This window comes from Vibrio sp. E150_018 (assembly GCF_053544035.1).
In genome coordinates, this window is sequence record NZ_JBHGNY010000002.1 from 222,953 (window position 1) to 247,669 (window position 24,717).

Sequence of the window (24,717 nt, forward strand, 5' to 3'; positions counted from 1 at the left end):
TTAATGCAAATATTACTTCATCGAATGAAATTCTTTTTGATAAGCCGTTACTTTTTCTAGGTAACGACGTGACTCGGCATTGGGGTGTTTTTTGGTCAGCGCCCAATAAACTTGACTAGTTTGTAAGCTGTTAATGTCATTGATGGCACTGGTTCTACCGCCACCAAAGGTGTTAAACACACCACCTGAACCACCGTTATACGCTGAAATCATGCTGTATTGCAGCGAGGTTGAATTTCGTATGCCCTTCAAGTAACGATTCTTTAAAATATAAAAGTAAGCAGTACCAGTATCGATATTGTTGGCTGGGTTATATAAATATTTCGGCGTCGGCATACCCGATTTACCTTTCACGAGGTTAAACACATCGTGACCAGCGGTCTTAGGTACCACTTGCATTAAGCCATAAGCATTCGCCCAACTTACCGCGTAAGGGTTGAAGCTACTTTCTGTTTTGATGATGGCATAGATAAGATCTTCTGGGATGTCATATTGTTTTGAAGCTTTACGCACGATATCAGCATATTGATAACTACGTAGTTTTGAGTGGTTTTTTACCATAGGGATGGTGACATAGTAAGACTTTTTAAAATCAATAGTGCGAGTCTTAAGCTTGTTATTTATAAGATAATCAGCAAATTGACTAGCACGCCAAGACCATTGAATCGATTGACCATTTTGATCGACGACCTGATTGGATAAAAAAGGTTTACCGCCCATTGCGATTTCTTTAGATGAGAATAAGTCGACATTCGCCGGGTTATTTGGCGTTAGTAGGGTAGTCACAATCGCTTGTTTTAAATGCCCTGTAGGATCTGTCGAGGCAATGGTTTCTACTGTGACAGTACCATTATCAAAGTCGATATCGGCTCGGTTTAAGTAACCATCGGTATATTTAACGTAGGTTTTCGCGCCCGCCATCTTGATATTGTCTTGCCCCCATTTGTTGGCGACTTGGCCGGAGAACTGACTCATCAAGCTATCTAAAGCGGCGGTATCTTTGGCAAATTGACCAGGAAGTGGTGCAAGGTTTTTAGCAAAGCGATTGGTAGGGGTGTAATCGACATCATAAATACTTTCGATAAATTCTCGGCTACAACCAGAAAGAGCGATACAGGTGATGAGTAATAGCCAAAGTTTTTTATTCATGTCGAGTTCGAATTTGCTTAAAAACAAACAGGCATTGCGTTCGATTTCCCAAAACGGGAAGAGCAATGCCTGCTACAAAAGTTGGTTGTATTATACTCAAATAACGCTCACCTTGAAGCTATTTGGGTATATATCCGATTATTCACTCGGTGGAGTATAACCATCAATAATAATGTCTTTTCCTTCAAATAAGAAATTAACCATTTCAGTTTCCAGTAGTTTACGGTGCTCTGGATCCATCATGTTTAATTTTTTCTCATTGATCAGCATGGTTTGTTTATGCTGCCATTGGCCCCAAGCTTCTTTGCTGATGTTATCGAAAATACGCTTACCGAGTTCACCAGGGTAAAGTTGGAAATCTAAACCTTCCGCTTCTTTCTTTAAGAAAACACAGTTTACAGTACGGCTCATAGGAGCTCCTTGAGAGATTGAATTAATCGTTAAGTTCATAAGGCAAGCTATGCAGCAGTTGTTTAACTGGTGCGGCAAGCCCGACTTCTTTCGGTTGAGATAAGTTATACCAAAGACCTTGCTGACCTTCCATCACCAAGCTTGGTTGTTTATTTAATTTTACTAAGATTGGCGTAATATCTAAGTGGTAATGGCTAAAAGTATGACGGAAGGCCGTTAAAGTACTTTTTTTGCTTATCATCGTCTCCGTAATCGCTTTATTATTTAGCAAATCTTCAATGGTTTGATTTGAATGTTGAGGGAAACAAAATAACCCTCCCCAAATACCGCTTTGCGGACGCTGTTCTAGCCAAACCTGATTGTCGTGATAAAGCATCACAAACCAGGTTTCTTTTATCGGTTTTTCTTTTTTCGGTTTTTTGCCTGGAAAATCAAGTTGGCGCTGTTGGGCTTTGGCTTGGCAGAATTGCTCGATTGGGCACAAGTCGCATTTAGGTTTACTGCGAGTACACACAATTGCGCCCATATCCATCATGGCTTGATTGTACTTATCGACATCATGCTTTGGCGTATGTTGTTCTGCTATTTGCCATAGTTGGTTTTCAATGGTTTTTTGTCCCGGCCAGCCTTCTACGGCAAAGCAACGCGCTAAAGTACGTTTTACATTGCCGTCTAATATAGCGTGAGGCTGCTTATAAACGGAAGACAAAATTGCCGCTGCGGTTGAACGGCCAATACCGGGAAGGGCATTCATTTGTTCTATATCGGTCGGGAATTCACCTTGGTAGTCTTGCTCGACTATTTGCGCAGCTTTATGCAGGTTACGAGCACGAGCGTAATACCCTAGTCCCGTCCACAGGTGGAGTACTTCATCTTGATGCGCTTTGGCTAAATCCGTCACAGTAGGAAAGCGATCAAGGAAGCGTTCAAAATAGGGAATAACCGTGGTGACTTGGGTTTGTTGCAACATGATTTCTGATAACCAAACTTTATAGGCGGTTTTATTTTTCTGCCAAGGCAAGCTTTTACGGCCAAAGTTTTCATACCAATTTAAAATGGAATCAGAAAATGTACTCACTGGTTACTCTTTATTTGAATTTTAATTGGTGTTGATTCCACCATAGCTATACAGTTTAGTAAACCATGTAAATTATATGGATAAAAAAGGCTATTTGGGGGAAGTGGTAATAAACTGATGAGAAAGTCGATTAATTCGACGATAAAAGCTTGCACCTTGAGCGTATCTTTGGATAATTCTCACCCTAATTTTGAATAGGCTCTATTATTTAAAATCACTTATTACTTTCAATCGCTAAGTTTCAACTAGAACAATCAAACTTGGCATAATCTTCAGGCGAAACCATGACAGAAGTAACAACCAACGAAGTAAATGAAGAAGGCAAAATTGTTCGCAGAATTCGCAGTTTTGTTCGCCGTGAAGGGCGCTTAACCAAAGGCCAAGAAAAAGCGATTGAAGAATGCTGGCCAACCATGGGCATCGAGTTTGCCCAACAGCGCCTAGATTGGAAGCAAGTGTTTGGTAACGATAACCCAGTCGTTCTGGAAATTGGCTTTGGTATGGGCGCGTCATTAGTTGAAATGGCGAAGAATGCACCAGAGAAAAACTTTATCGGTATTGAAGTTCATAGCCCTGGTGTGGGGGCTTGTTTAGCGTCAGCACAAGAAGCTGGCGTAACGAACTTACGTGTAATGTGTCACGATGCCGTCGAAGTGTTCGAGCACATGATCCCAGATAATAGCTTGATCACGTTACAACTGTTTTTCCCTGACCCTTGGCACAAGAAACGTCACCACAAACGTCGTATTGTGCAACTAGGATTTGCTGAAATGGTTCGTCAAAAGCTTATTATTGGTGAAGGCATTTTCCACATGGCAACTGACTGGGAAAACTACGCTGAGCATATGATTGAAGTGATGAATGAAGCGCCGGGCTTTGAAAACATTGCCACTGATGGTGATTTTATTCCTCGTCCAGATGAGCGTCCATTAACCAAGTTTGAAGCTCGCGGCCACCGTCTAGGCCATGGTGTATGGGATATTAAATTCCGTCGTAACGCGTAATGGAACTTAATTTGAGGCCTTTGGGTCTACAGGATTAACCTTGTTAAAGCCAGTAGCAGATGCCGCTGGCTTTTTTGTCTACGAGCATTTTCCTAAATAGGAGTCGTCATGCCACAAGCAACCACTGAATTATTGAATGATATCTTAGAGCAAGTTCGCCCATTAATTGGTAAGGGCAAAGTGGCCGATTATATTCCCGCTTTAGCGTGCGTTCCGAATGATAAATTGGCTATTGCGGTTTATACCAATGATGGCAAGGTGGTGAAGGCTGGTGATGCTGATGAACCATTTTCTATTCAGTCGATCTCGAAAGTTTTAAGTTTAACGCTCGCGATGGGGTTATATGAATCTGAAGAAATTTGGCGTCGAGTGGGTAAAGAGCCCTCAGGTCAAGCATTTAATTCGATGATTCAGTTGGAAGTCGAGCAAGGTATTCCGCGTAACCCTTTCATTAATGCCGGAGCGATTGTCGTGGCTGATATGCTGCAATCTCGTTTGTCGGCGCCTCGTCAGCGCTTATTAGAGTTTGCCCGTCAACTTTCTGGTGATACGCATATTGTGTATGACAAAATGGTGGCAGCTTCTGAAATGTTGCATAGCGATCGAAATGCTGCAATTGCCTACCTGATGCGCTCATTTGGTAATTTTGAAAATGAGGTGATCCCCGTTTTAAATAATTATTTCCATGCCTGTGCACTGAAAATGAGCTGTGTCGATTTAGCCAAAACATTTAGTTATCTCGCTAATAAAGGTCAATCAGTACAAACCCAAAAGCAAATTATCGCGCCGAATCAAACCAAGCGTTTAAATGCCTTATTGGCTACTTGTGGGCTTTATGATGGCGCCGGTGAGTTTGCATTCCGTGTTGGCATGCCGGGTAAATCTGGCGTCGGTGGCGGTATTGTGGCAATAATTCCGGGGGAAATGAGCATCGCAGTATGGTCTCCTGAATTAGATAAATCAGGAAACTCATTAGCGGGAACCGCAGCGTTGGAGATATTATCGACGGAATTGGGGCGGTCGATATTTTAAAACGATATATCCTTCGTACTTGAAGCTGCAGCTTTGTTGACTGCGTTCATTCGCCCCCTGTATCTTTATGAAAGAAAGCCATAGGCGAGCTATGCTCATGAGGCCTCATTCACTTGTCGCCTCTCTGCAACTCCAATTACTTTGGATATACCTCAATCGGAATCTCGTTACTCGTCGCTCGATAGGACCTTCAAGCGACGAGAAGCAAAGCGCTCGAGAAACGAGATTCGTTTTTTATTCTTCTTCTACAAACAACGCCACCAAATCATTAAAAAACAATTTCCCTTTTTGGGTAATGTGCCAATGACTTTCGGTTTCGGTTAAATAGCCTTGCTCTATCGCGGTTTGGATTTGCGCTTCAATCACAGAAAGCGCCAGTCCGGTACGCTCGACAAATTCAGCTTTCGGGCAAGCTTCGATTAAGCGGAAGCGATTCATAAAGTATTCAAATGGGCGATCTTCGGCTTCGACTAAGGCTTCGGTATTTAGGTAGCTTTTGACTAGGTTTTGATAAGCCGCTAAATAGCCTCTAGGGTGCTTGACCTTAGTGGTGCGAATGATTCGTCCATCTGCAAAGCTTAACTTGCCATGTGAGCCGCAGCCTATGCCTAGGTAGTCACCAAAATGCCAATAGTTAAGATTATGTCGACATTGATAACCGGGTTTGCTGTAGCCAGAAATTTCATATTGCACGTACCCGGCATCGGTTAATCGCTGGTGGCCTTGCTCGAAAATATCCCACAAATCGTCATCATCAGGCAGAATCGGCGGTTTGGAGTAGAACAAGGTATTGGGCTCAATGGTTAATTGATACCAAGATAAGTGATAAGGATTAAGCTCAATCGCTTTATCTAAATCGGCCAGTGCTTGCTGTTGGGTTTGATTCGGCAATCCGTGCATCAAGTCTAGATTGAAACTGTTTAAACCAACCTTATGCGCTAGATGAGCCGCATTAATCGCTTCTTGCTGGCCATGAATTCGGCCTAGGGCTTGTAGTTTTTCTTCTTCAAAGCTTTGCACCCCGATAGAAATACGATTGACGCCTTGAGTTTGAAATTGAGCAAAGCGTTCTGCTTCAATGGTGCCCGGATTGGCTTCCATGGTGATCTCAATATTGTCTTCAAATGGCAGCAGCGCTTTGATACCTTGCAATAAGCGACCAATTTCAGAAGGTGAAATCAAGCTTGGCGTGCCACCACCAATAAATATCGAATGCAGTAATCTAGGTTCATCCGTTAGCTGATATTTTTCAATATCGGTTTTAAGATCGTCTAATAAAGCATCGATATATTGGGTTTCTGGTATCTCACCTTTTTGAGCATGCGAGTTGAAATCACAATACGGACACTTTTGAACACACCATGGAATGTGCACATATAAACTTAATGGTGGTGGAGTAATTGAGTTCATGTATTAACTTAAAAACTGAGGAGAATCAGACAGTTCAGCAAACAGTTTTTTCAGAGCTTTGCCGCGATGTGATAGTTGCTTTTTACGCACAGGCTCTAGCTCAGCAGAAGAGCATTGATCTTCAGGAACCCAGAATATCGGATCATAACCGAAACCATTTTCGCCTTGAGCTTTTTCTAAGATCTTACCTTCCCATTGGCCGTGACAGACTAAAGGGGTTGGATCGTTTTCATGGCGCATCAATACTAAAACGCAGTGAAAGCGTGCGCTGCGTTGTTCATTAGGTACGCCTTTCATTTCTTCTAGCAGTTTATCTAAATTGCGCTGATCGGTTGCCCCTTCACCAGAATAGCGTGCAGAGTAGATCCCCGGAGCGCCTTGCAGTGCATCAACTTCTAAACCTGAATCATCAGCAATCGCCGGTAAGCCCGTTTCTTTTGCAGCATGGCGAGCTTTGATAATGGCGTTTTCGATGAACGTAGTGCCAGTTTCTGCCACTTCTGAAACCTTATATTGGCTTTGCGCTTCAACGTCGAAGCCAAATTCAGAAAGTAAGTCAGCCATTTCTTTGACTTTGCCTTGGTTGCCAGTGGCGAGAACGAGCTTTTTCATTGGGGATCCTGTGTTATTTATTCTTCAGTATAAAATTTTTGGGTGAAGTTGATTGGGCCGCTGCCGGTGTTACCAGCGTCAATATTAATGTTGAAGGTGAGTTGTTCTTCATTGGTGATTGGAAATTCAGCTAAGTAATAAATCGCTTCGCCTTCTTTCACTTGTTTGAAGTTAAGTTGTTTCGTTTGGCCTATCAGGTTCTTACTGCTACCTGTAACTTTAGCATCCATTGCAGGTTTGCCGAGTTTACTGGTGTCTAATACACTGATATTTAAAATTGCCGAATAGCCATTACGCTTTAATTTATATTGAGTGGCCACTTCTGGAGTAAGCATGGCGGAATTGAAAGCAGAGTAGTGTACTTCGCTATTTTTAATGGTTTTGAATTGCCCTGCAAAGCTTGGTAAAGAGACCAAGGTAATCAAAGAAACTAAAGCAGGTAAGGCGATAGCGATCCATTTTTTCATGAGACTTCCTTATCAAAGTGGATAATCAAAGTAGGTTATTCAAGTCGTCATCAAAGTAGATTTTGTATCGACTCAGGAATAACGCTTGGGGTAGCGATTCGAATGGTTTTATGTCTGCCTAATTCGCCTTTTTCGATGCTTACTGAGCCTTTTGAGACTTTACAAAGCTTGGCTAGGTATTTAGTTAAATAGGCGTTAGCTTTGCCATCGACAGGTGGAGCAGTGATGGCGATTTTTATTTCATCCCCATGCAAGCCGATAATGCTATCTCGGCTTGCTTTAGGTTGAATGTAAACTCGCAGTAGTAAGTCCTCTCCTGCGAGTTGCACGGGGATAGCCATAGATTAAAGTTGGTACCAAATCGGACCGACTACATCACCCATCAAGTAGTTGGCAAATTGTAGAATTAAGAATAGAACCAGCAGGCTAAGATCGAAACCGCCCATGGGAGGAAGAATTCGACGAATTGGTGCCAGCATAGGTTCGGTTAATTGAACCATCACATATTCAACCGGGCTGTTGCCTTGGCTTACCCAGCTTAGAATAGCGCGGATCAGTAATACCCAGAATAGTAATCCACCAGCCGCTTTAACCAGTGAAAGTGCACCAAACATTAAAAAGCTTGGGCTAAACACTAAACTACCATTTGAAATTAAAATTAAGCAGATGAATTTAGCGACGCTTAGCAGGTAGGCAAAGATAACCGTAGCTAAATCAATATTACCCATCGATGGAATAATGCGGCGTAACGGGGCAACCACAGGTTGGGTTGCTTTGACGACAAATTGTGAAAATGGATTATAGAAATCAGCGCGCGCTAATTGTAACCATACGCGTAAAATCACGACCATAATATAGAGGTCGAATACGGTCGAAACTAGAAAAGTCATTGAGTTCATTACTGCAAACCTTGTTATTAATATTTAAATCGAAATTAAATTAGTTTTTCCATTTCTTCAGCACGGTTAACCGCGGCTTGCATCGCTTTGGATACGATGTCAGAAAGGTTATGTTGGTTAAACGTTTTTAGCGCTTCAGCGGTGGTGCCGCCTTTTGATGTTACTTGTTCACGAAGAGTTGATAAATCAAGTTCAGGGTTTGCCACGACCATTTCAGCCGCACCTAGGGCTGCTTGTTGAATGAGTAGGCGAGCGGTATCTTTATTGAAACCTTGCGCCATAGCTTCTTGTTGCATCGCATCCATAAATAGGAAGAAGTAAGCAGGCGCACTACCAGCGGCAGCAATAATATTATTGATGCCAGATTCTTTATCGACCCAACAGATCTCGCCAACCGCTGACATGAGATCACCGGCAAAGCCTTTATCATCTTCAGAGACATTATCAGTAGAAAATAAACCGCTCATGCCTTTACCGATTAATGATGGTGTATTGGGCATCACGCGCACTAATTGAACGGTTTGACCAAGCATTTCGTTTAAGCGTTTTGCAGATATACCTGCAGCAATCGAGATGATTAATTTGTTGCTCAGATCCATCGATTGAAAATCAGCACATACATCTGCCATCATTTGTGGCTTAACCGATAAAATCACCACGTCTGCTTGTTCAACGGCTGCAATATTATCGGTTGTTGTGTGGATCCCGTAACAATCAGTAAGATGTTTGAGCTTGTCTTCATCACGACCCGTTGCGGTAATATTCCCCGCTTTATAGCCACTTGATAGCATGCCTGAAAAAATGGAACGCGCCATATTGCCAGAGCCGATAAAACTGATTTTACGTTGTTCCATATCTGTATCGTCCTAGTATTTTATCTTTATGCGAGTATATCGTTGCTGCACTGATTGTGCTCGTTATTTACAACAAAATTTAACCACCAAAGTTCAACAGCCCCTTTCTCCAAAAATAGCAGTACCAATACGAACCATCGTGCTGCCTGCTTCAATTGCCGCTTGCATGTCACCACTCATACCCATCGAAAGGGTATCGATTTGTGGGTAGTGGGATTGTAGCGCTTGCTTTAGTTCTGCTAATTGCTGAAATGCTGCCAATTGTGAAGCGTGATCCGACACATTTTCAGGAATTGACATCAATCCTCTTAATGTGAGGTTAGGTAAGTCATTTATCAACTGAGCTAAGGCAAAAACTTGTTCACGATTAGTACCTGATTTCGAGCTTTCGCCACTGGTGTTTACTTGAATCAGAATTTGCAGCGGCTTGCCGTCAGGACGTTGATCATTGAGTCGCTGGGCAATTTTTTCACGGTCAACCGAATGTACCCAATCAAAATTTTCTGAGATCAGTCGAGTTTTATTAGATTGAATTGGTCCAATGAAGTGCCATTCAAGTGCACTCTGGGTATAGTGTTGAGAGAAATATTGTATTTTTTCAACGCCTTCTTGGACGTAATTTTCACCAAAGCATGTTTGGCCTGCTGCGATAGCTAACTCTAATGCCTCAATAGGTTTAGTTTTACTTACCGCTAATAGTTGTACTGAGTTAGCATGACGGCCATATTGTTGCTCAGAGGTTCGAATCTGTTGGTTAATTTGTTCAATATTTTGTTGAATACTATTTTTATCAGAACACATCATAGTTTTTCTTCAATAAGGAATATAAATGGATATTGCTGAGTTATTGGAATTTAGTGTAAAGCATAATGCATCAGATCTACATCTTTCTGCGGGCGTTCCTCCAATCTTACGTATTGATGGTGACATCAGACAATTGGAAATGCCGGCCTTTACCCATTCAGATGTTCATGCATTAGTTTTCGATATTATGAACGATGCCCAGCGTAGCGAATTTGAAGAAAAACTAGAAATCGATTTTTCATTTGAATTACCCAATATTGGCCGTTTTCGTGTTAATGCTTTCAATCAATCTCGTGGTTGTGCGGCAGTATTTCGCACTATTCCAGTTCATATTCCTTCATTTGAAGATATCTCAGCCCCTGAGATTTTCGAAAAAATTGCTAACTATGAAAAAGGCTTAGTATTGGTGACTGGCCCAACTGGCTCTGGTAAATCGACGACTTTAGCGGCAATGGTTGATTACATTAATCGTAATCATAAAAAGCATATTCTAACCATTGAAGATCCTATTGAATTTACTCACAACAATAAAAAATGCTTGGTCAACCAGCGCGAAGTACACCGCGATACGCATAGTTTTGAAGCATCATTACGCTCGGCGTTACGTGAAGATCCTGATGTGATTTTGGTGGGGGAACTACGTGATAAAGAAACCATTAGCTTAGCTTTAACGGCAGCGGAAACTGGCCACCTAGTATTTGGTACTCTACATACTAGTTCTGCCGCGAAAACCATTGATCGTATCATTGATGTTTTCCCAGGAACGGAAAAAAATATGGTGCGCTCTATGCTTTCAGAATCATTGCGTGCAGTTATTGCACAGAAGCTCTTAAAGCGTGAAGGTGATGCTGGTGGACGTATCGCATGTCATGAAGTGATGATTGCAACCCCTGCGATTCGTAACTTGGTGCGTGAAGATAAAGTCGCTCAAATGCTATCAATGATCCAAACTGGTTCGTCTATAGGCATGCAAACCATGGAACAAGCGGCTCGTCAGTTATTGATGCAAGGTTTAGTGACTCAAGAAGAAATTGAAAGCAAAATTGAAACCTTAGCGTCAACATCACCGTATTAATGCCACCTTATTAATTTGAAGGAAACCACATGCAAGTTTCACAAGTCCTAGAAATTATGGTGTCATCTAAAGCGTCTGATATTTATTTGACGGTTGGTGCACCATGTTTGTTTCGTATTGATGGCGAGCTTAAAGCGCATGGTGAGCCATTAAATAAAAGTGGAGTAGAAGCCTTACTCTTTGAAATGATGGATAACGAAAGACGCGAAGAATATCAGTTAACTCATGAAGCAAACTTTGCTGTCGTGCACGGAGAAGGGCGTTTTCGTGTCAGTGCTTTTTTCCAGCGAGAATTGCCTGGTGCGGTAGTCCGTCGAATTGAAACTCGTATTCCAAGTATGGAAGAGTTGAATCTACCTGAAGTATTAAAAGAGTTATCGACCGCTAAGCGTGGTTTAGTGCTGGTGGTGGGGGCGACGGGGTCAGGTAAGTCGACTTCAATGGCGGCAATGACAGGTTATCGCAACTTAAATAAAACGGGCCACATACTGACGGTAGAAGATCCGATTGAGTTTGTTCATGAGCATAAAAAATGCATCGTGACTCAACGTGAAGTTGGTCTAGACACTGAAAGTTATGAAGTGGCGTTGAAGAATTCTTTACGCCAAGCGCCAGACATGATTTTAATTGGTGAGATCCGTAGCCGTGAGACCATGGAATATGCCATGACATTTGCTGAAACTGGGCATTTATGTATGGCAACTTTACACGCCAATAACGCTAACCAAGCCTTAGAGCGTATTCTGCACTTGGTACCGAAAGAGCAAAAAGAGCAATTCTTGTTTGATTTGTCTTTGAACTTAAAAGGCGTTATTGCTCAACAATTAGTACGAGATAAAGAGGGTAATGGTCGACATGGTGTGTTTGAGATATTGCTGAATACTCCTCGAGTATCGGATTTGATTCGTCGTGGTGATTTACAAGAGCTTAAATCGACCATGATTCGCTCTAAAGAAGCCGGTATGCAGACTTTCGATCAGGCATTATTTGAGTTATTACAAGCCGATAAAATTAGTCTAGATGATGCGATGCACAGTGCGGATTCGCCTAACGATTTACGTTTAATGCTTAAATCTTCCGGTGATACGACCTTTGAAACTAGTTCATTGAAAGGTATTAAGATAAACCTGTAAGAGGGGCGGATAAATGGATAACATCTTAATTGAGGCTTATCAGAAAACTTGTTATCGAGTTGATATCGATGAGCAGGCTTTTGAGTTATTCATTGGTCAACCTAATCCGCTATTTTCCACTTACTGCCAACAGAATCAAGTCCAACAATGGGCGATTATTACCGCCTATAATCCTTACTCAAATTCAACGTCTGAACCGCTCAATCAACAAGCTAATATCGCGTTATCAAACGAGTTACAGGCTCTAGGTTATGAGTTTTATCGAGGTGATGGTGTGCCGGATTCGTCTAACTGGTCAATTGAAAAAGGATTTTGGATTGTCAATATTGAGCTAACTATCGCGAAAAATTTGGCAACTAAGTACCAACAGAATGCATTTGTTTTTGGTGATAGCCATGGGGTTCCATTGCTGCACCTGTTTGAATAGTTAAACTAAAAAGAGTTGATGGTTCGCATCAACTTTTATGTTTCATTCTTCGCTTTCATAGACTAGTACTGACTTTCAAACCAACTTTCTAATATCACAACAGCGGATTGGCAGTCGACATTACCTTTACTTAGGGCTTTATAGCCGCCCATCGAAAATAATTCCGCACGAGCTTCTTGAGTCGAAAGGCGCTCATCATGCAATTCTACTTTAACGCCAAAACGACCATGCAGACGGTTGGCAAATTTGCGTGATCGGGTAGTAATATCGGTAAGATCTTTACCTTGCATATCAGTCGGTAAACCGACGACAACGAGATCTGGCTGCCATTCTTTGATTTGTTTTTCGATGTCTTCCCATTTTGGAATGCCATCTTGAGCTTTAAATGCTTTCAGTGGTGAGGCAGTGCCAGTAATGGTTTGGCCTATGGCGCTGCCAATGCTTTTGGTGCCGTAATCGAATGCCATGATGGTTTGGTTAGACATGATGTTTCTCTATTAGTGTGATTATCGCGAGACTTAAGCGTGACCAGCATCGCCAGATAATTGTGAAACGCTGATCCCGAGTAATTGTACCGCTTTTTTCCAGCGAGCATGCACCGGAGTATCGAATAGTATTTCTAAATTAGCAGGCGCGGTTAACCAAGAGTTATCAAGTAGTTCTTGTTCTAACTGACCTGAATCCCAGCCAGAATAACCCAGGGTAACAATGAATTTCTTTGGTTCAGCTTCGGTGCCAAGTACCGTTAGAATATCTTTTGAGGTTGTGACTGCCAGTTCGTCAGTAATTTCAATACTTGATTGGTAAGTATCTTTGCGGCTATGCAGAACAAAGCCTCGGTCGGTTGCTACAGGGCCGCCATTTAATAAAGGAGCAGATAAACTTTGTTGGCAAATACGAGGGTGAACAGGCTGAACATCAATTTGTTCGAGCATGTTTTTAATATTAATGCCGACAGAATCATTAATGACTAACCCCATCGCACCATCTTCATTGTGCTCACAGATATAAATCACGCTGCGAGTAAAATGAGAGTCTTTCATGCTGGGCATAGCAATTAAAAAGTGATCGGTTAAGTTCATTCTGCTCTCCATAAGCAATTTACGTATGGCAACTATTAGCTGCCATACTATTTTAATGTGAGCTAAGCTAGATCAGGCTATTTAGCCATAGCTACACGACGTTCAATAGCATCCATTAACTTACCGGTAATAGAGATATCAAACGCCGATTCTATCTCTTTAATGCAGGTAGGACTGGTGACATTTATTTCAGTTAACTTATCACCGATTACATCAAGACCAACAAAAATTAAGCCTTTTTCTTTTAGCGTTGGGGCAACAGTTTGTGCGATTTTAAGGTCAGTTTCGCTTAACGGACGAGCCTCGCCACGGCCACCGGCAGCTAAGTTGCCACGAGTTTCTCCTTTAGCAGGAATACGAGCTAAGCAGTATGGCATTGGCTCGCCATCAACCACTAAAATGCGCTTATCACCATTACTGATATCAGGAACAAAGGTTTGTGCCATCGCATAGTTTTGACCGTGGTTAGTCAGTGTTTCGATAATAACGGAAACGTTCGGATCATCTTGTTTTACACGGAAGATTGATGCGCCACCCATGCCATCGAGCGGTTTTAAAATCACATCGCCATGTTGCTCGCGGAAGGCTTTAATTTTTTCCGCTTTACGTGTCACTAGAGTCGTCGGCGTTAATTCTGGGAACCAAGCTGTAAACAGTTTCTCATTGCAATCACGTAGGCTTTGCGGCTTGTTCACAATTAACGTGCCTTGTTCTTCGGCGCGCTCAAGAATGTAGGTAGAGTAGATGTACTCGGTATCAAACGGAGGATCTTTACGCATTAACACCGCATCGAGTTCTGATAACTCAATCGATTGTTCTGATGTGAATTCATACCATTTATTGGCATCTTCAAATAGGCTTACAATCTTGGTATCAGCGAGCGGCTTACCTTGTTCTAGATGAAGATCAGACATTTCCATGTAATGAATTTCCCAACCACGACGTTGGGCTTCTAATAGCATTGCAAAGCTTGAATCTTTTTTGATGTTAATGGTTGAAATCGGGTCCATTACGATGCCAATTTTCATGATTGATACTCCATAGTTGGCGAATTCATTGATACCGCTTTTTTTGCGATATGAGATATTTATACCCAAGTATCTTAAAGTCACTTGGGTATAAGCTTAACCGAGATCGCCAAAGCGAACCTGTAGGGCGGTAATTGCTGATAAGCCTGCGGTTTCTGTACGTAGTACGCGTGGGCCTAAGAGTGTTTCTTCAAACTGATATTTTTCCGTCATTTGAATTTCTTCATCAGATAGGCCACCTTCAGGGCCAATCAATAGGCGAACTTTACTGACCGGTGCGGGCAGAGTATTGATGGAGTACTTTGCTCTAGGATGAAGGTTGAGCTTTAGTCCATCATAATCCTCTGAGCACCATTGTTCTACTTGCATCAAAGGACGAACGGTCGGTACGATATTACGACCACATTGCTCACAAGCGGCAATTACGATTTTTTGCCATTGTTGCAGTTTTTTCTCGAAACGTTCTGCATTGAGTTTGACACCGCAACGTTCGGAAATTAAAGGTGTAATGGTATTTACCCCTAGCTCAACCGCTTTTTGAATGGTGAATTCCATCTTGTCACCACGAGAAATGACCTGACCAAGATGAAGATCTAACGGGGATTCAATACTACGCTCGATACGCTCTTTGATTTCTACCGTCACATTTTTCTTTGAAACAGAAAGGATCGCGGCTGGAAACTCTGCACCAGAACCATCAAAGAGTAAGACGTCTTGGCCTTGAGTCATACGCAGTACTCGGCCGACATGACCAGCTGCGTCTTCAGATAAGTGGATTTCCCCCAGCTGTTCAATAGTTTGGGGATGGTAAATTCTTGGGATTCTCATGTCATGACCAGTGTAAGGTTAATTGCTTTTCTTAACATGGATGTTTTAACACTAAAAAACAAGGGGAAAGGTTAACTTCACACTCTATGTTTTACGATATGTATGAATAAATGAGCTTAATCGTTGATGATAACTTGATTACGACCTTGATGCTTTGCGGTATACAGCGCTTTGTCGGCACGGATATAACTCGAATCTACTTTTTCACCTTGTTGAATTTTGGTTAATCCAACCGATAAGGTACAGTTAATTTTCAATTTATCATCGGTATTGTCGTGCTCAATTATAAAGTGATGATTTTCTATAGAAGTACGTAAAGACTCTAACCGAGAGATAACATGTTGAGCTGAATTTGAGCGTATGAGTATTATGAACTCTTCTCCACCTAATCTGGCTAAATAGTCATTTTCTCCAATAAATCCACGGAGTAACTCGGCCAGTTGTTGCAATGTTTTATCGCCAACAAAGTGACCATATTGATCGTTAATTTTTTTAAAGTAATCAATATCCACAATCGCTAAAAAGAACTCATTGGCGAGGTTTTCTCGATGAAATTTTGCTAGTTTATTGAGGATATAACGTCGATTATATAGCTGAGTTAAAGGGTCTTGTTCGGAGAGTTTTTTCAGGTGACGTTCTTTATTGATGGTATCGGTAACAATACTGATAAAGGTACAAACCGCTTGTTGTCCGTGCCAATTTATTAACTTATCAGTAATTTCAACCATTACAGGATTGCCCTGTAAATCAGTATGAGCGATTACTCGAGGTTCAGTTTGCTGTTCTGTGAGGGCTTTTTGGTAACGAATCTGAGCTTCTTCTCTTTCTTCGGGGTTAATCAGCACCATTAATGATTCAATTTCCAATATTTGATCTGCGCTTTTTAATCCACTAAAGCGAGCAAAGGCATCGTTGGCGTAGAGTGGTTTGAAGTCAATATGAATTACGCATGGATTAGGGTGAATCTCGAGTATGTGTTTATATTCATTCATAGCGTTAGTTATCGTTACTTCAAAGGAGTTGTGATTATTGATGGACTAATCATAAAGCAATACAAGCTATTTTATAGGTCATTGTTCACTCTTTCTTTATTTAAAGGCTCTAACTGAGTGCCACATAAAGAACAATGATAAAGAGTTTGTTGTCGTTTCACTTTATTATGTCGGCGAATCGATAATTGGTGGATTTGGCATTGACATTGATAAGTAAAGGTTTCCCCTTGTACTGAACTAATATCGAAGGCATGGTAAGTTTCAGGAGAACATTGGAAAATATTGGTCATTATATAGCGCCACTCTTTGCCATGAGGCTTTACACGACCAAATTGATTGTAGGTGATAAGGTGAGCCAGTTCATGAGGAATCACTTGTTCTATGAATGCTTGCTGGTTTTCGATAAGTAATGTTGGATTTAAGCGAATTTGCCATTGTTGTAGGTAGGCTTTTCCCGCTATTTTTCCTCGAACCTTGAATGTCAGATCTGGTGTGGGAAAAGTATATTTAAAGGCCTGTTCTGCTTTTTTTAGATGAACTTGAAGGCTGTGCTCTAGTTGATGAATTAAATCTTGAGGAACGACAATGGCTGACACAATAATTCTCTACTAACATTCAGAACCGATAGTGTAGGCTGAATGTTAATAGAGAAAGGTAGGAGTTACAATTAATGTTTATAGCTAATCGTTTTAATATTGACGACTGATAGCTTGCCGTAACGATTAATTATAAACCGGCAAATCCACGTAGCGCTTCTGCTTTGTCGGTTGCTTCCCAAGGGAATTCTTCACGACCAAAGTGACCATAAGCAGCTGTTTTCTTATAGATAGGTTGAAGTAAGTTCAACATTTCTTGTAGGCCATATGGACGTAAGTCGAAGTGCTGACGTACGGCTTCAATGATGATGTCTGACGGTACTTTTTCCGTACCAAAAGTTTCTACCATGATTGAAGTCGGCTCTGCAATACCGATAGCGTAAGAAAGTTGAATTTCACAACGATCCGCAAGGCCAGCTGCTACGATATTTTTGGCTACATAACGGGCTGCATAAGCCGCTGAACGGTCAACTTTCGATGGATCTTTACCAGAGAATGCACCACCACCGTGACGAGCTGCGCCACCGTATGTATCAACGATGATTTTACGGCCAGTAAGGCCACAGTCACCCATTGGACCACCGATAACAAAACGACCGGTTGGGTTAATAAAGAATTTAGTTTCTTTGTTTAACCACTCAGAAGGCAATACTGGTTTGATGATTTCTTCCATTACCGCTTCGCGTAGATCCGGTGTTGAGATAGAATCACAGTGTTGGGTTGAAAGTACTACTGCATCAATACCAACAATCTTTCCTTGATCGTATTGGAAAGTAACTTGAGATTTGGCATCAGGACGCAAGAAATTAAGTTTGCCGCTTTTACGTACTTCAGCTTGCTTTTGAACTAGTAGGTGAGAGTAAGTAATTGGTGCCGGCATCAATACGTTAGTCTCGTTGCATGCATAACCAAACATAATACCTTGGTCGCCAGCACCTTGATCTTTAGGGTCTGCCTTATCAACACCTTGATTAATGTCAGGTGATTGCTTACCAATGGTGTTTAATACTGCGCAAGAGTCGGCATCAAAGCCCATGTCAGAGTGTATGTAACCAATTTCATGAACAGTTTCGCGAGTAATTTCTTCAATATCAACCCAAGCTGAAGTGGTAACTTCACCACCTACCATTACCATACCGGTTTTTACGTAAGTTTCACACGCCACACGTGCTTTAGGATCTTGCTCTAGGATTGCATCCAATACCGCATCAGAAATTTGATCAGCAATTTTGTCTGGATGGCCTTCAGATACAGATTCTGAAGTAAATAAATGCTTAGCCATGTGTGAGTGCTCCACTTTGAATCATGCCAATTCATCGCTTGATGAATGCAGTTAAGTTAGAAAAGACGCGTCCTTATATAGCTAATGCTATGAATCGCGCCTTTTAAAAACAATAAATTTTGTAGGTGTTTCTACATCTAGACGTCTATTCTAGTTTTGATTGGTCGAATTACAAGCCTTTTTTATCTTTTTGCTATTCCGTTGTCTCGAAAGTAGGATGGTAAAGGAGATGAAGGTGTTTATTAATTCGCCTTTTTATTTATTGATGTATTCGATTGCGTTCCCATAATTTCTAGTGCTGAGGGGAAATTATGTGACAATGCTAAAAAAGCAAAAAAAATAACCCCAAAAGAGAAAATATCAAGTGGTTAACGTTTGCAGTCATGCAGTCGCTTTGCGACAATACCACGCAGAATTTAAAGCAAGTTGATGTAGTCGGCGAGCTTTCCCAACCTTAATAAATCGCTTATGCACTTTTAATGCACAAATCAGGAGCAGACATGACGTCTCGTAAAGATCTAGCAAATGCAATCCGCGCACTTAGCATGGACGGTGTTCAACAGGCTAATTCCGGCCACCCAGGCGCCCCAATGGGCATGGCCGATATCGCTGAAGTTCTTTGGCGTGGTCATTTGAATCACAACCCACAAAACCCTGAGTGGTTTGATCGCGATCGTTTCGTGCTTTCAAATGGCCACGGTTCGATGCTGATTTACTCTTTGCTTCACCTTTCTGGTTATGACCTTCCACTTTCAGAACTGAAAAATTTCCGCCAACTGCATTCAAAAACACCAGGTCACCCTGAGTATGGTTATGCACCAGGTATTGAAACCACTACTGGTCCACTAGGCCAAGGTATCACTAATGCTGTTGGTATGGCATTAGCTGAAAAGTCATTAGCGGCTCAGTTTAACCGTGAAGGCCACGATATCGTTGATCACTACACTTATACCTTCTTAGGTGATGGCTGTTTGATGGAAGGTATTTCACACGAAGCGGCTTCTTTAGCGGGTGTGTTGGGCCTAGGTAAATTGGTTGCATTCTGGGATGACAACGGTATTTCTATCGATGGTCACGTAGAAGGTTGGTTTGCCGATGATACGCCTAAGCGCTTTGAGTCTTACGGTTGGCATGTCATTCCTGCGGTCGATGGTCACGATTCTGATGCCATTGAAGCGGCGATTCAAGCGGCTAAAGCGGATCCTCGTCCAACGCTTATCTGTACTAAAACGGTTATTGGTTTTGGTTCTCCAAACAAAGCGGGCACACACGATTGTCACGGCGCTCCACTCGGTGCTGACGAAATTACAGCGACTAAAGCTCAACTAGGTTGGGAACACGGTCCATTTGAAATTCCTTCAGACATTTATGCTGAATGGGATGCCAAAGAAGCAGGCGCAGCAAAAGAAGCCGCTTGGAATGAAAAACTGGCCGCTTATGAAGCCGCTTACCCTGAGCTTGCAGCAGAATTCAAACGTCGTATGGCGGGTGACCTTCCTAAAGAATGGGAAGAAAAAGCAAATGCAATTATTGCTGACTTGCAAGCGAACCCAGCAAATATCGCCTCTCGTAAAGCATCTCAAAATGCACTAGAAGCGTTTGGTCAAATCCTTCCTGAGTTCATGGGCGGTTCTGCTGACCTTGCGCCTTCAAACCTAACCATGTGGTCTGGTTCTAAGTCTTTAACGGCTGATGATGCTTCAGGTAATTATGTACACTACGGTGTGCGTGAGTTCGGTATGACGGCAATCATTAATGGTATCGCACTACACGGTGGTTTCATTCCTTACGGCGCAACCTTCCTAATGTTTATGGAATACGCTCGTAACGCGATGCGTATGGCTGCATTGATGAAAGTTCAAAACATTCAAGTTTACACGCATGATTCAATTGGTCTAGGTGAAGATGGTCCAACTCACCAACCGGTTGAGCAAATGGCATCACTTCGTATGACTCCAAACATGAGCACATGGCGTCCATGTGACCAAGTTGAATCAGCAGTGGCTTGGAAACTTGCGATTGAGCGTAAAGATGCACCTTCGGCACTGATTTTCTCTCGTCAAAACCTAGCACAACAAGAGCGTAACGCTGAGCAAGTTGCAAACATTGCTAAAGGTGCTTACATTCTTAAAGATTGCGAAGTCAAGCCAGAGTTGATTTTGATTGCTACAGGTTCTGAAGTTGAACTAGCGGTTGAAGCAGCTGCGCAACTTTCTGCTGAAGGCAAGCAAGTACGTGTGGTTTCTATGCCATCGACTGATGCATTCGATAAGCAAGACGCAGCTTACCGTGAATCTGTACTACCATCTGACGTAACGGCTCGTATCGCTATTGAAGCGGGTATTGCGGATTACTGGTTCAAGTATGTTGGCCTAGATGGTCGTATCATCGGTATGACAACATTTGGTGAGTCTGCACCAGCAGGTGAGCTATTTAAAATGTTCGGCTTTACGGTTGAAAACGTAGTAGAAACTGCGAAAGAGTTAATTGCTTAATCCTTTTGAATTAAAGTAATTGCAAGATGAAAGCCGGGCATGATTGCTCGGCTTTTTTAATGCGAATTTAAAGGCGATGAGGTAATATACTGCTACTTTAGATTGATGCCACGGAATAATTATGCTTAGAATTGCTATTAATGGATTTGGTCGAATTGGACGTAGTGTATTGCGCGCTTTATATGAAAGTGGCAAAAATCAGTCGATTCAAGTAGTAGCAATTAATGATTTGGCCGAACCGGAAGGCATGGCACACCTACTACAATATGATTCGAGTCATGGTCGTTTTTTCAAAAAAGTGACCAATGATCAAGAACACCTTTTTATTCATCACAGCGATAAGGTCGAACTAGGGTTTGACTCGATTCGTATATTACATCTGTCTGATGCCAAGCTTCTGCCTTGGAAAGATTTAAATGTCGATATTGTTTTAGATTGTACGGGTAAGTTTGGCTCTCAAGCTGATGGTCAATTGCATATTCAAGCTGGGGCAAAACGAGTATTGTTTTCTCATCCCGGTGGTAATGATGTCGATAATACGATTATCTATGGTGTGAATCACGAAACACTGAGTACTAAGCATCATGTGGTATCGAATGGCTCTTGTACTACTAACTGTATTATTCCAGTGATCAAGGCGCTGGATGATAGCTTTGGTATTGAATCGGGTACAATTACCACCATTCACTCATCTATGAATGATCAACAAGTGATCGATGCTTATCATTCGGATTTACGCCGTTCTCGAGCTGCCAGCCAATCTATCATTCCCGTTGATACTAAACTTCATTTAGGCATAGCAAGAATTTACCCCAAATTTGCTGATAAGTTTGAAGCAATTTCAGTTCGAGTTCCTACAATTAATGTCACAGCGATGGATTTAAGTGTCACAGTTCACAAAAATGTCGATGTTAATGACGTAAATCAATCTATCGTGGAAGCATCTCGTTGTACATTGGACGGCATATTGGATTATACCGAAGCCCCTTTGGTTTCAATTGATTTCAATCATGATTCACACAGTGCGATAGTGGATGGTTCGCAAACTCGAGTCAGTAATTACCGCTTAGTAAAAATGCTAGTGTGGTGCGATAACGAATGGGGCTTTGCTAACCGAATGCTCGATACCACATTAACAATGGGGTCAATGCTCGATTCACAATAATATTGATTAAATTTACTGCTGTGATGAATAAATAGTCAATTTATTATTTTTTAAGCTTGAAATAATAAATGGTCACCCCCAGTATATTGGGTAATAAAGTGATTAGCCTTGTTCAGTTTACAGGGAAGCGATTTGGTCGCTAAGCTAGATAAGAAATTTGATCATTGGGCAATATGCCGGATGATAATAGTTTACATATTTTTAATTTCACTAACATTGAGAGGACAAATAATGTCTGTAATCAAGATGACTGACCTGGATCTTGCAGGTAAACGTGTATTCATTCGTGCTGACCTAAACGTGCCAGTAAAAGATGGTAAAGTAACTTCAGATGCTCGTATCTTAGCGTCTTTACCAACGATCAAAACTTGCCTAGAAGCTGGCGCAAAAGTAATGGTGACTTCTCACTTAGGTCGCCCAACTGAAGGTGAATACAACGAAGAGTTCTCTCTTGCTCCTGTCGTTAACTACTTAAACGACTCACTAGATTGTGATGTTAAGCTAGCAAAAGATTACTTAGATGGCCTTGAACTTAACGCTGGTGAATTGGTTGTTCTTGAAAACGTTCGCTTTAACAAAGGTGAGAAGAAAAATGAAGAAGAGCTGTCTAAAAAATATGCAGCACTTTGTGACGTATTCGTAATGGATGCATTTGGTACGGCTCACCGTGCTCAAGCGTCTACTCACGGTGTTGGTATGCATGCGCCAATCGCTTGTGCTGGTCCTTTACTTGCTGCTGAACTTGAAGCACTAGGTAAAGCAATGGATAACCCAGAGCGTCCACTTGTTGCTATTGTTGGTGGTTCTAAAGTTTCTACTAAGTTAACAGTACTTGAATCTTTATCTAAAATTGCAGACCAACTCGTTGTTGGTGGTGGTATTGCTAATACTTTCATTGCAGCTGAAGGCCACAATGTTGGTAAATCTCTATACGAAGCTGATCTAATAGATACTGCTAAAAAATTAATGAAAGATTGTGCGATTCCAGTTGCGACTGATGTTGCCTGTGCAAAAGCATTTGATGAAAATGCTGAAGCTGAAATCAAGCATGTTTCTGAAGTTCAAGATGATGACATGATTTTTGACCTTGGCCCAGATTCAACTAAAGCACTTGCTGACATAATCATGAATGCAAAAACGATTCTTTGGAATGGTCCAGTAGGCGTATTTGAATTCAAAAATTTCGAAGCAGGTACAGCGGGTATTTCTAAAGCCATTGCTGAATCAGCCGGTTTCTCTGTTGCAGGCGGCGGTGACACACTAGCGGCCATCGACAAGTTTGGCATTAAAGCTGATGTTTCTTACATCTCAACAGGTGGCGGTGCTTTCCTTGAGTTTGTAGAAGGTAAAGTATTACCTGCAGTTGCAATGCTTGAAGAGCGTGCAAAAGCTTAATGATTGAAAATAAGGCGGGAGAAAATGCTCGCCTTTTTTACGTTTGTAGATTTTTATCTGTTGCGTAGATCACACTATGTGAATTGAAGCGGTTTGTTGCTACAATGTTCCCGTTATCAAGCAAACGTTTATTTAATTAACGATTTCGTTCTTTGAGCGGGATTTTAAACGATAGAAAAATAGGACTAAACCCATGTCTAAGATCTTCGATTTTGTAAAACCTGGTGTTATCTCTGGTGATGACGTACAGAAAGTTTTTGAAGTAGCTAAAGAAAACAACTTTGCACTTCCAGCAGTTAACGTTGTTAACACTGACTCTGTAAACGCAGTACTAGAAGCAGCAGCAAAAGTAAAAGCTCCTGTAATCGTTCAGTTTTCTAACGGCGGCGCTGCTTTCTTTGCTGGTAAAGGCGTTAAGCTTGAAGGCCAAGGTGCACAAATCCTAGGTGCCGTTGCTGGTGCGAAATATGTACATGCTGTTGCTGAAACTTACGGTGTACCTGTGATCCTTCACACTGATCACGCTGCTAAGAAACTTCTTCCTTGGATCGACGGTCTATTAGACGCTGGTGAAAAGTACTTCGCTGAAACTGGTAAGCCTCTATTCTCTTCTCACATGCTAGATCTTTCTGAAGAACCTCTAGAAGAGAACGTTGAAACATGTGCTAAGTACCTAGAGCGCATGGCTAAAATGAATATGACTATCGAAATCGAACTAGGTTGTACTGGTGGTGAAGAGGATGGCGTTGATAACTCTGATATGGACGCATCTGAGCTTTACACTTCTCCAGAAGACGTTGCATATGCGTACGAAAAACTAAATGCTGTTAGTCCACGTTTCACTATCGCGGCTTCTTTCGGTAACGTACACGGTGTTTACAAGCCTGGTAACGTTGTTCTTACTCCAACTATCCTACGTGATTCTCAAGCGCACGTTTCTGAGAAGTTTGGCCTACCAGCTAACTCTTTAAACTTCGTTTTCCACGGTGGTTCTGGTTCTTCTGAAGCAGAAATCCAAGAATCAATCGGTTATGGTGTTATCAAAATGAACATTGATACTGATACTCAGTGGGCATGTTGGGATGGTGTTCGTCAATACGAAGCGGACAACCACGATTACCTACAAGGCCAAATCGGTAACCCAACAGGTGAAGAAGCGCCAAACAAAAAATACTATGATCCTCGTGTATGGTTACGAGCTGGTCAATCGTCTATGGTTACACGCCTTGAAAAAGCGTTCGCTGACCTTAACGCTATCGACGTATTATAATTCGTCTCTAAGTGTTTGATAAAAAACCTCGCATAAAATGCGAGGTTTTTTTATCTATGGCCTTAGGACCAATAAAAAGCATTACCTCATTGAATTCTGCATTTTGAAGTCACTTAGGTATAGTTATTAACAAATTATTTTCATTCGTAGATAAACTCTTATATATTTATAGAATTACTATCAGTTATCGATTACTGTTTTAGTAAGTCCCCTTTTGGTTATAACCTTT

Annotated in this window: 26 protein-coding genes; 9 read left to right on the forward strand and 17 right to left on the reverse strand. The window is 41.6% G+C overall.

Annotation, left to right across the window (positions count from 1 at the left end; translation table 11 throughout):
• Nucleotides 1-12 precede the first annotated feature (12 nt).
• The 3 genes from mltC to mutY form a co-directional block, all read right to left on the reverse strand.
• Complete coding sequence (gene mltC, locus ACE3G9_RS03710) at nt 13-1,149, reverse strand: membrane-bound lytic murein transglycosylase MltC (protein WP_449218502.1); 1,137 nt, start codon at nt 1,147-1,149, stop codon at nt 13-15.
• A 138-nt stretch (nt 1,150-1,287) separates the two neighbouring features.
• Nucleotides 1,288-1,560, reverse strand: a complete 273-nt coding sequence (locus tag ACE3G9_RS03715; RefSeq protein WP_027697699.1) for an oxidative damage protection protein — start codon at nt 1,558-1,560, stop codon at nt 1,288-1,290.
• Between the two features lie 22 nt (nt 1,561-1,582).
• On the reverse strand, nt 1,583-2,638 hold the full coding sequence (gene mutY / locus ACE3G9_RS03720; protein WP_417881294.1) for an A/G-specific adenine glycosylase: 1,056 nt from the start codon (nt 2,636-2,638) through the stop codon (nt 1,583-1,585).
• Between the two features lie 284 nt (nt 2,639-2,922).
• Between mutY and trmB the strand changes: the two genes are divergently transcribed.
• On the forward strand, nt 2,923-3,642 hold the full coding sequence (gene trmB, locus ACE3G9_RS03725) for a tRNA (guanosine(46)-N7)-methyltransferase TrmB (RefSeq protein ID WP_417881293.1): 720 nt from the start codon (nt 2,923-2,925) through the stop codon (nt 3,640-3,642).
• Between the two features lie 108 nt (nt 3,643-3,750).
• A complete protein-coding gene (gene glsB / locus ACE3G9_RS03730) occupies nt 3,751-4,674 on the forward strand; it encodes a glutaminase B (RefSeq protein WP_417881292.1) in 924 nt (307 codons plus the stop codon).
• A gap of 234 nt (nt 4,675-4,908) precedes the next feature.
• On the opposite strand, the gene hemW is transcribed toward glsB, so the two are convergent.
• The 7 genes from hemW to ACE3G9_RS03765 form a co-directional block, all read right to left on the reverse strand.
• Nucleotides 4,909-6,084, reverse strand: a complete 1,176-nt coding sequence (gene hemW, locus ACE3G9_RS03735; RefSeq protein WP_449218503.1) for a radical SAM family heme chaperone HemW — start codon at nt 6,082-6,084, stop codon at nt 4,909-4,911.
• 3 nt (nt 6,085-6,087) lie between these two features.
• Entirely contained in the window at nt 6,088-6,696 is a 609-nt protein-coding gene (locus tag ACE3G9_RS03740; protein WP_417881290.1) for an XTP/dITP diphosphatase, read from the reverse strand.
• 17 nt (nt 6,697-6,713) lie between these two features.
• Entirely contained in the window at nt 6,714-7,163 is a 450-nt protein-coding gene (locus ACE3G9_RS03745) for a DUF4426 domain-containing protein (protein WP_417881289.1), read from the reverse strand.
• A gap of 50 nt (nt 7,164-7,213) precedes the next feature.
• Entirely contained in the window at nt 7,214-7,504 is a 291-nt protein-coding gene (yggU, locus tag ACE3G9_RS03750) for a DUF167 family protein YggU (protein ID WP_449218504.1), read from the reverse strand.
• A gap of 3 nt (nt 7,505-7,507) precedes the next feature.
• Nucleotides 7,508-8,062 carry a YggT family protein gene (locus ACE3G9_RS03755; protein ID WP_417881287.1) on the reverse strand — a complete coding sequence of 185 codons (555 nt, stop codon included), beginning with the start codon at nt 8,060-8,062 and terminating at the stop codon, nt 7,508-7,510.
• A gap of 35 nt (nt 8,063-8,097) precedes the next feature.
• A complete protein-coding gene (gene proC / locus ACE3G9_RS03760) occupies nt 8,098-8,916 on the reverse strand; it encodes a pyrroline-5-carboxylate reductase (RefSeq protein WP_449218505.1) in 819 nt (272 codons plus the stop codon).
• A 93-nt stretch (nt 8,917-9,009) separates the two neighbouring features.
• Nucleotides 9,010-9,717: a YggS family pyridoxal phosphate-dependent enzyme gene (locus tag ACE3G9_RS03765; protein ID WP_449218574.1), complete on the reverse strand. Its 708-nt coding sequence runs from the start codon at nt 9,715-9,717 to the stop codon at nt 9,010-9,012.
• Between the two features lie 28 nt (nt 9,718-9,745).
• On the opposite strand from ACE3G9_RS03765, the gene ACE3G9_RS03770 reads away from it, so the two are divergent.
• Genes ACE3G9_RS03770 through ACE3G9_RS03780 form a run of 3 tightly spaced genes read left to right on the forward strand, consistent with a single transcriptional unit; the run spans nt 9,746 to nt 12,355 of the window.
• Nucleotides 9,746-10,795 carry a type IV pilus twitching motility protein PilT gene (locus tag ACE3G9_RS03770; RefSeq protein WP_417881285.1) on the forward strand — a complete coding sequence of 350 codons (1,050 nt, stop codon included), beginning with the start codon at nt 9,746-9,748 and terminating at the stop codon, nt 10,793-10,795.
• 29 nt (nt 10,796-10,824) lie between these two features.
• Complete coding sequence (locus tag ACE3G9_RS03775; RefSeq protein WP_449218506.1) at nt 10,825-11,928, forward strand: PilT/PilU family type 4a pilus ATPase; 1,104 nt, start codon at nt 10,825-10,827, stop codon at nt 11,926-11,928.
• A gap of 13 nt (nt 11,929-11,941) precedes the next feature.
• Complete coding sequence (locus tag ACE3G9_RS03780; protein ID WP_417881283.1) at nt 11,942-12,355, forward strand: DUF3293 domain-containing protein; 414 nt, start codon at nt 11,942-11,944, stop codon at nt 12,353-12,355.
• 62 nt (nt 12,356-12,417) lie between these two features.
• Here ACE3G9_RS03780 and ruvX read toward each other — a convergent pair whose 3' ends face one another.
• The 7 genes from ruvX to metK all read right to left on the reverse strand — a co-directional run bounded on the left by ruvX (nt 12,418) and on the right by metK (nt 18,163).
• Nucleotides 12,418-12,840: a Holliday junction resolvase RuvX gene (gene ruvX / locus ACE3G9_RS03785; protein WP_417881282.1), complete on the reverse strand. Its 423-nt coding sequence runs from the start codon at nt 12,838-12,840 to the stop codon at nt 12,418-12,420.
• Between the two features lie 33 nt (nt 12,841-12,873).
• Nucleotides 12,874-13,437: a YqgE/AlgH family protein gene (locus ACE3G9_RS03790; protein WP_417881281.1), complete on the reverse strand. Its 564-nt coding sequence runs from the start codon at nt 13,435-13,437 to the stop codon at nt 12,874-12,876.
• Nucleotides 13,438-13,514: 77 nt separating this feature from the next.
• Nucleotides 13,515-14,468, reverse strand: a complete 954-nt coding sequence (gene gshB, locus ACE3G9_RS03795; RefSeq protein ID WP_417881299.1) for a glutathione synthase — start codon at nt 14,466-14,468, stop codon at nt 13,515-13,517.
• 93 nt (nt 14,469-14,561) lie between these two features.
• Nucleotides 14,562-15,293, reverse strand: coding sequence for a 16S rRNA (uracil(1498)-N(3))-methyltransferase (rsmE, locus tag ACE3G9_RS03800; protein WP_449218507.1), 732 nt, complete (start codon nt 15,291-15,293; stop codon nt 14,562-14,564).
• A 116-nt stretch (nt 15,294-15,409) separates the two neighbouring features.
• A complete protein-coding gene (locus tag ACE3G9_RS03805; RefSeq protein WP_417881279.1) occupies nt 15,410-16,285 on the reverse strand; it encodes a sensor domain-containing diguanylate cyclase in 876 nt (291 codons plus the stop codon).
• Between the two features lie 71 nt (nt 16,286-16,356).
• Entirely contained in the window at nt 16,357-16,851 is a 495-nt protein-coding gene (locus tag ACE3G9_RS03810) for a SprT family zinc-dependent metalloprotease (RefSeq protein WP_449218575.1), read from the reverse strand.
• 160 nt (nt 16,852-17,011) lie between these two features.
• Complete coding sequence (metK, locus tag ACE3G9_RS03815; RefSeq protein WP_449218508.1) at nt 17,012-18,163, reverse strand: methionine adenosyltransferase; 1,152 nt, start codon at nt 18,161-18,163, stop codon at nt 17,012-17,014.
• A gap of 500 nt (nt 18,164-18,663) precedes the next feature.
• Between metK and tkt the strand changes: the two genes are divergently transcribed.
• The 4 genes from tkt to fbaA all read left to right on the forward strand — a co-directional run bounded on the left by tkt (nt 18,664) and on the right by fbaA (nt 24,488).
• Nucleotides 18,664-20,658 (forward strand): transketolase, encoded by a 1,995-nt coding sequence (gene tkt, locus ACE3G9_RS03820; protein WP_417881277.1) that lies wholly within the window; start codon nt 18,664-18,666, stop codon nt 20,656-20,658.
• Nucleotides 20,659-20,779: 121 nt separating this feature from the next.
• A complete protein-coding gene (epd, locus tag ACE3G9_RS03825; RefSeq protein ID WP_417881276.1) occupies nt 20,780-21,823 on the forward strand; it encodes an erythrose-4-phosphate dehydrogenase in 1,044 nt (347 codons plus the stop codon).
• 231 nt (nt 21,824-22,054) lie between these two features.
• Nucleotides 22,055-23,218, forward strand: coding sequence for a phosphoglycerate kinase (locus ACE3G9_RS03830; protein WP_417881275.1), 1,164 nt, complete (start codon nt 22,055-22,057; stop codon nt 23,216-23,218).
• A 193-nt stretch (nt 23,219-23,411) separates the two neighbouring features.
• Nucleotides 23,412-24,488, forward strand: a complete 1,077-nt coding sequence (gene fbaA, locus ACE3G9_RS03835) for a class II fructose-bisphosphate aldolase (protein WP_417881274.1) — start codon at nt 23,412-23,414, stop codon at nt 24,486-24,488.
• Nucleotides 24,489-24,717: the final 229 nt, after the last annotated feature.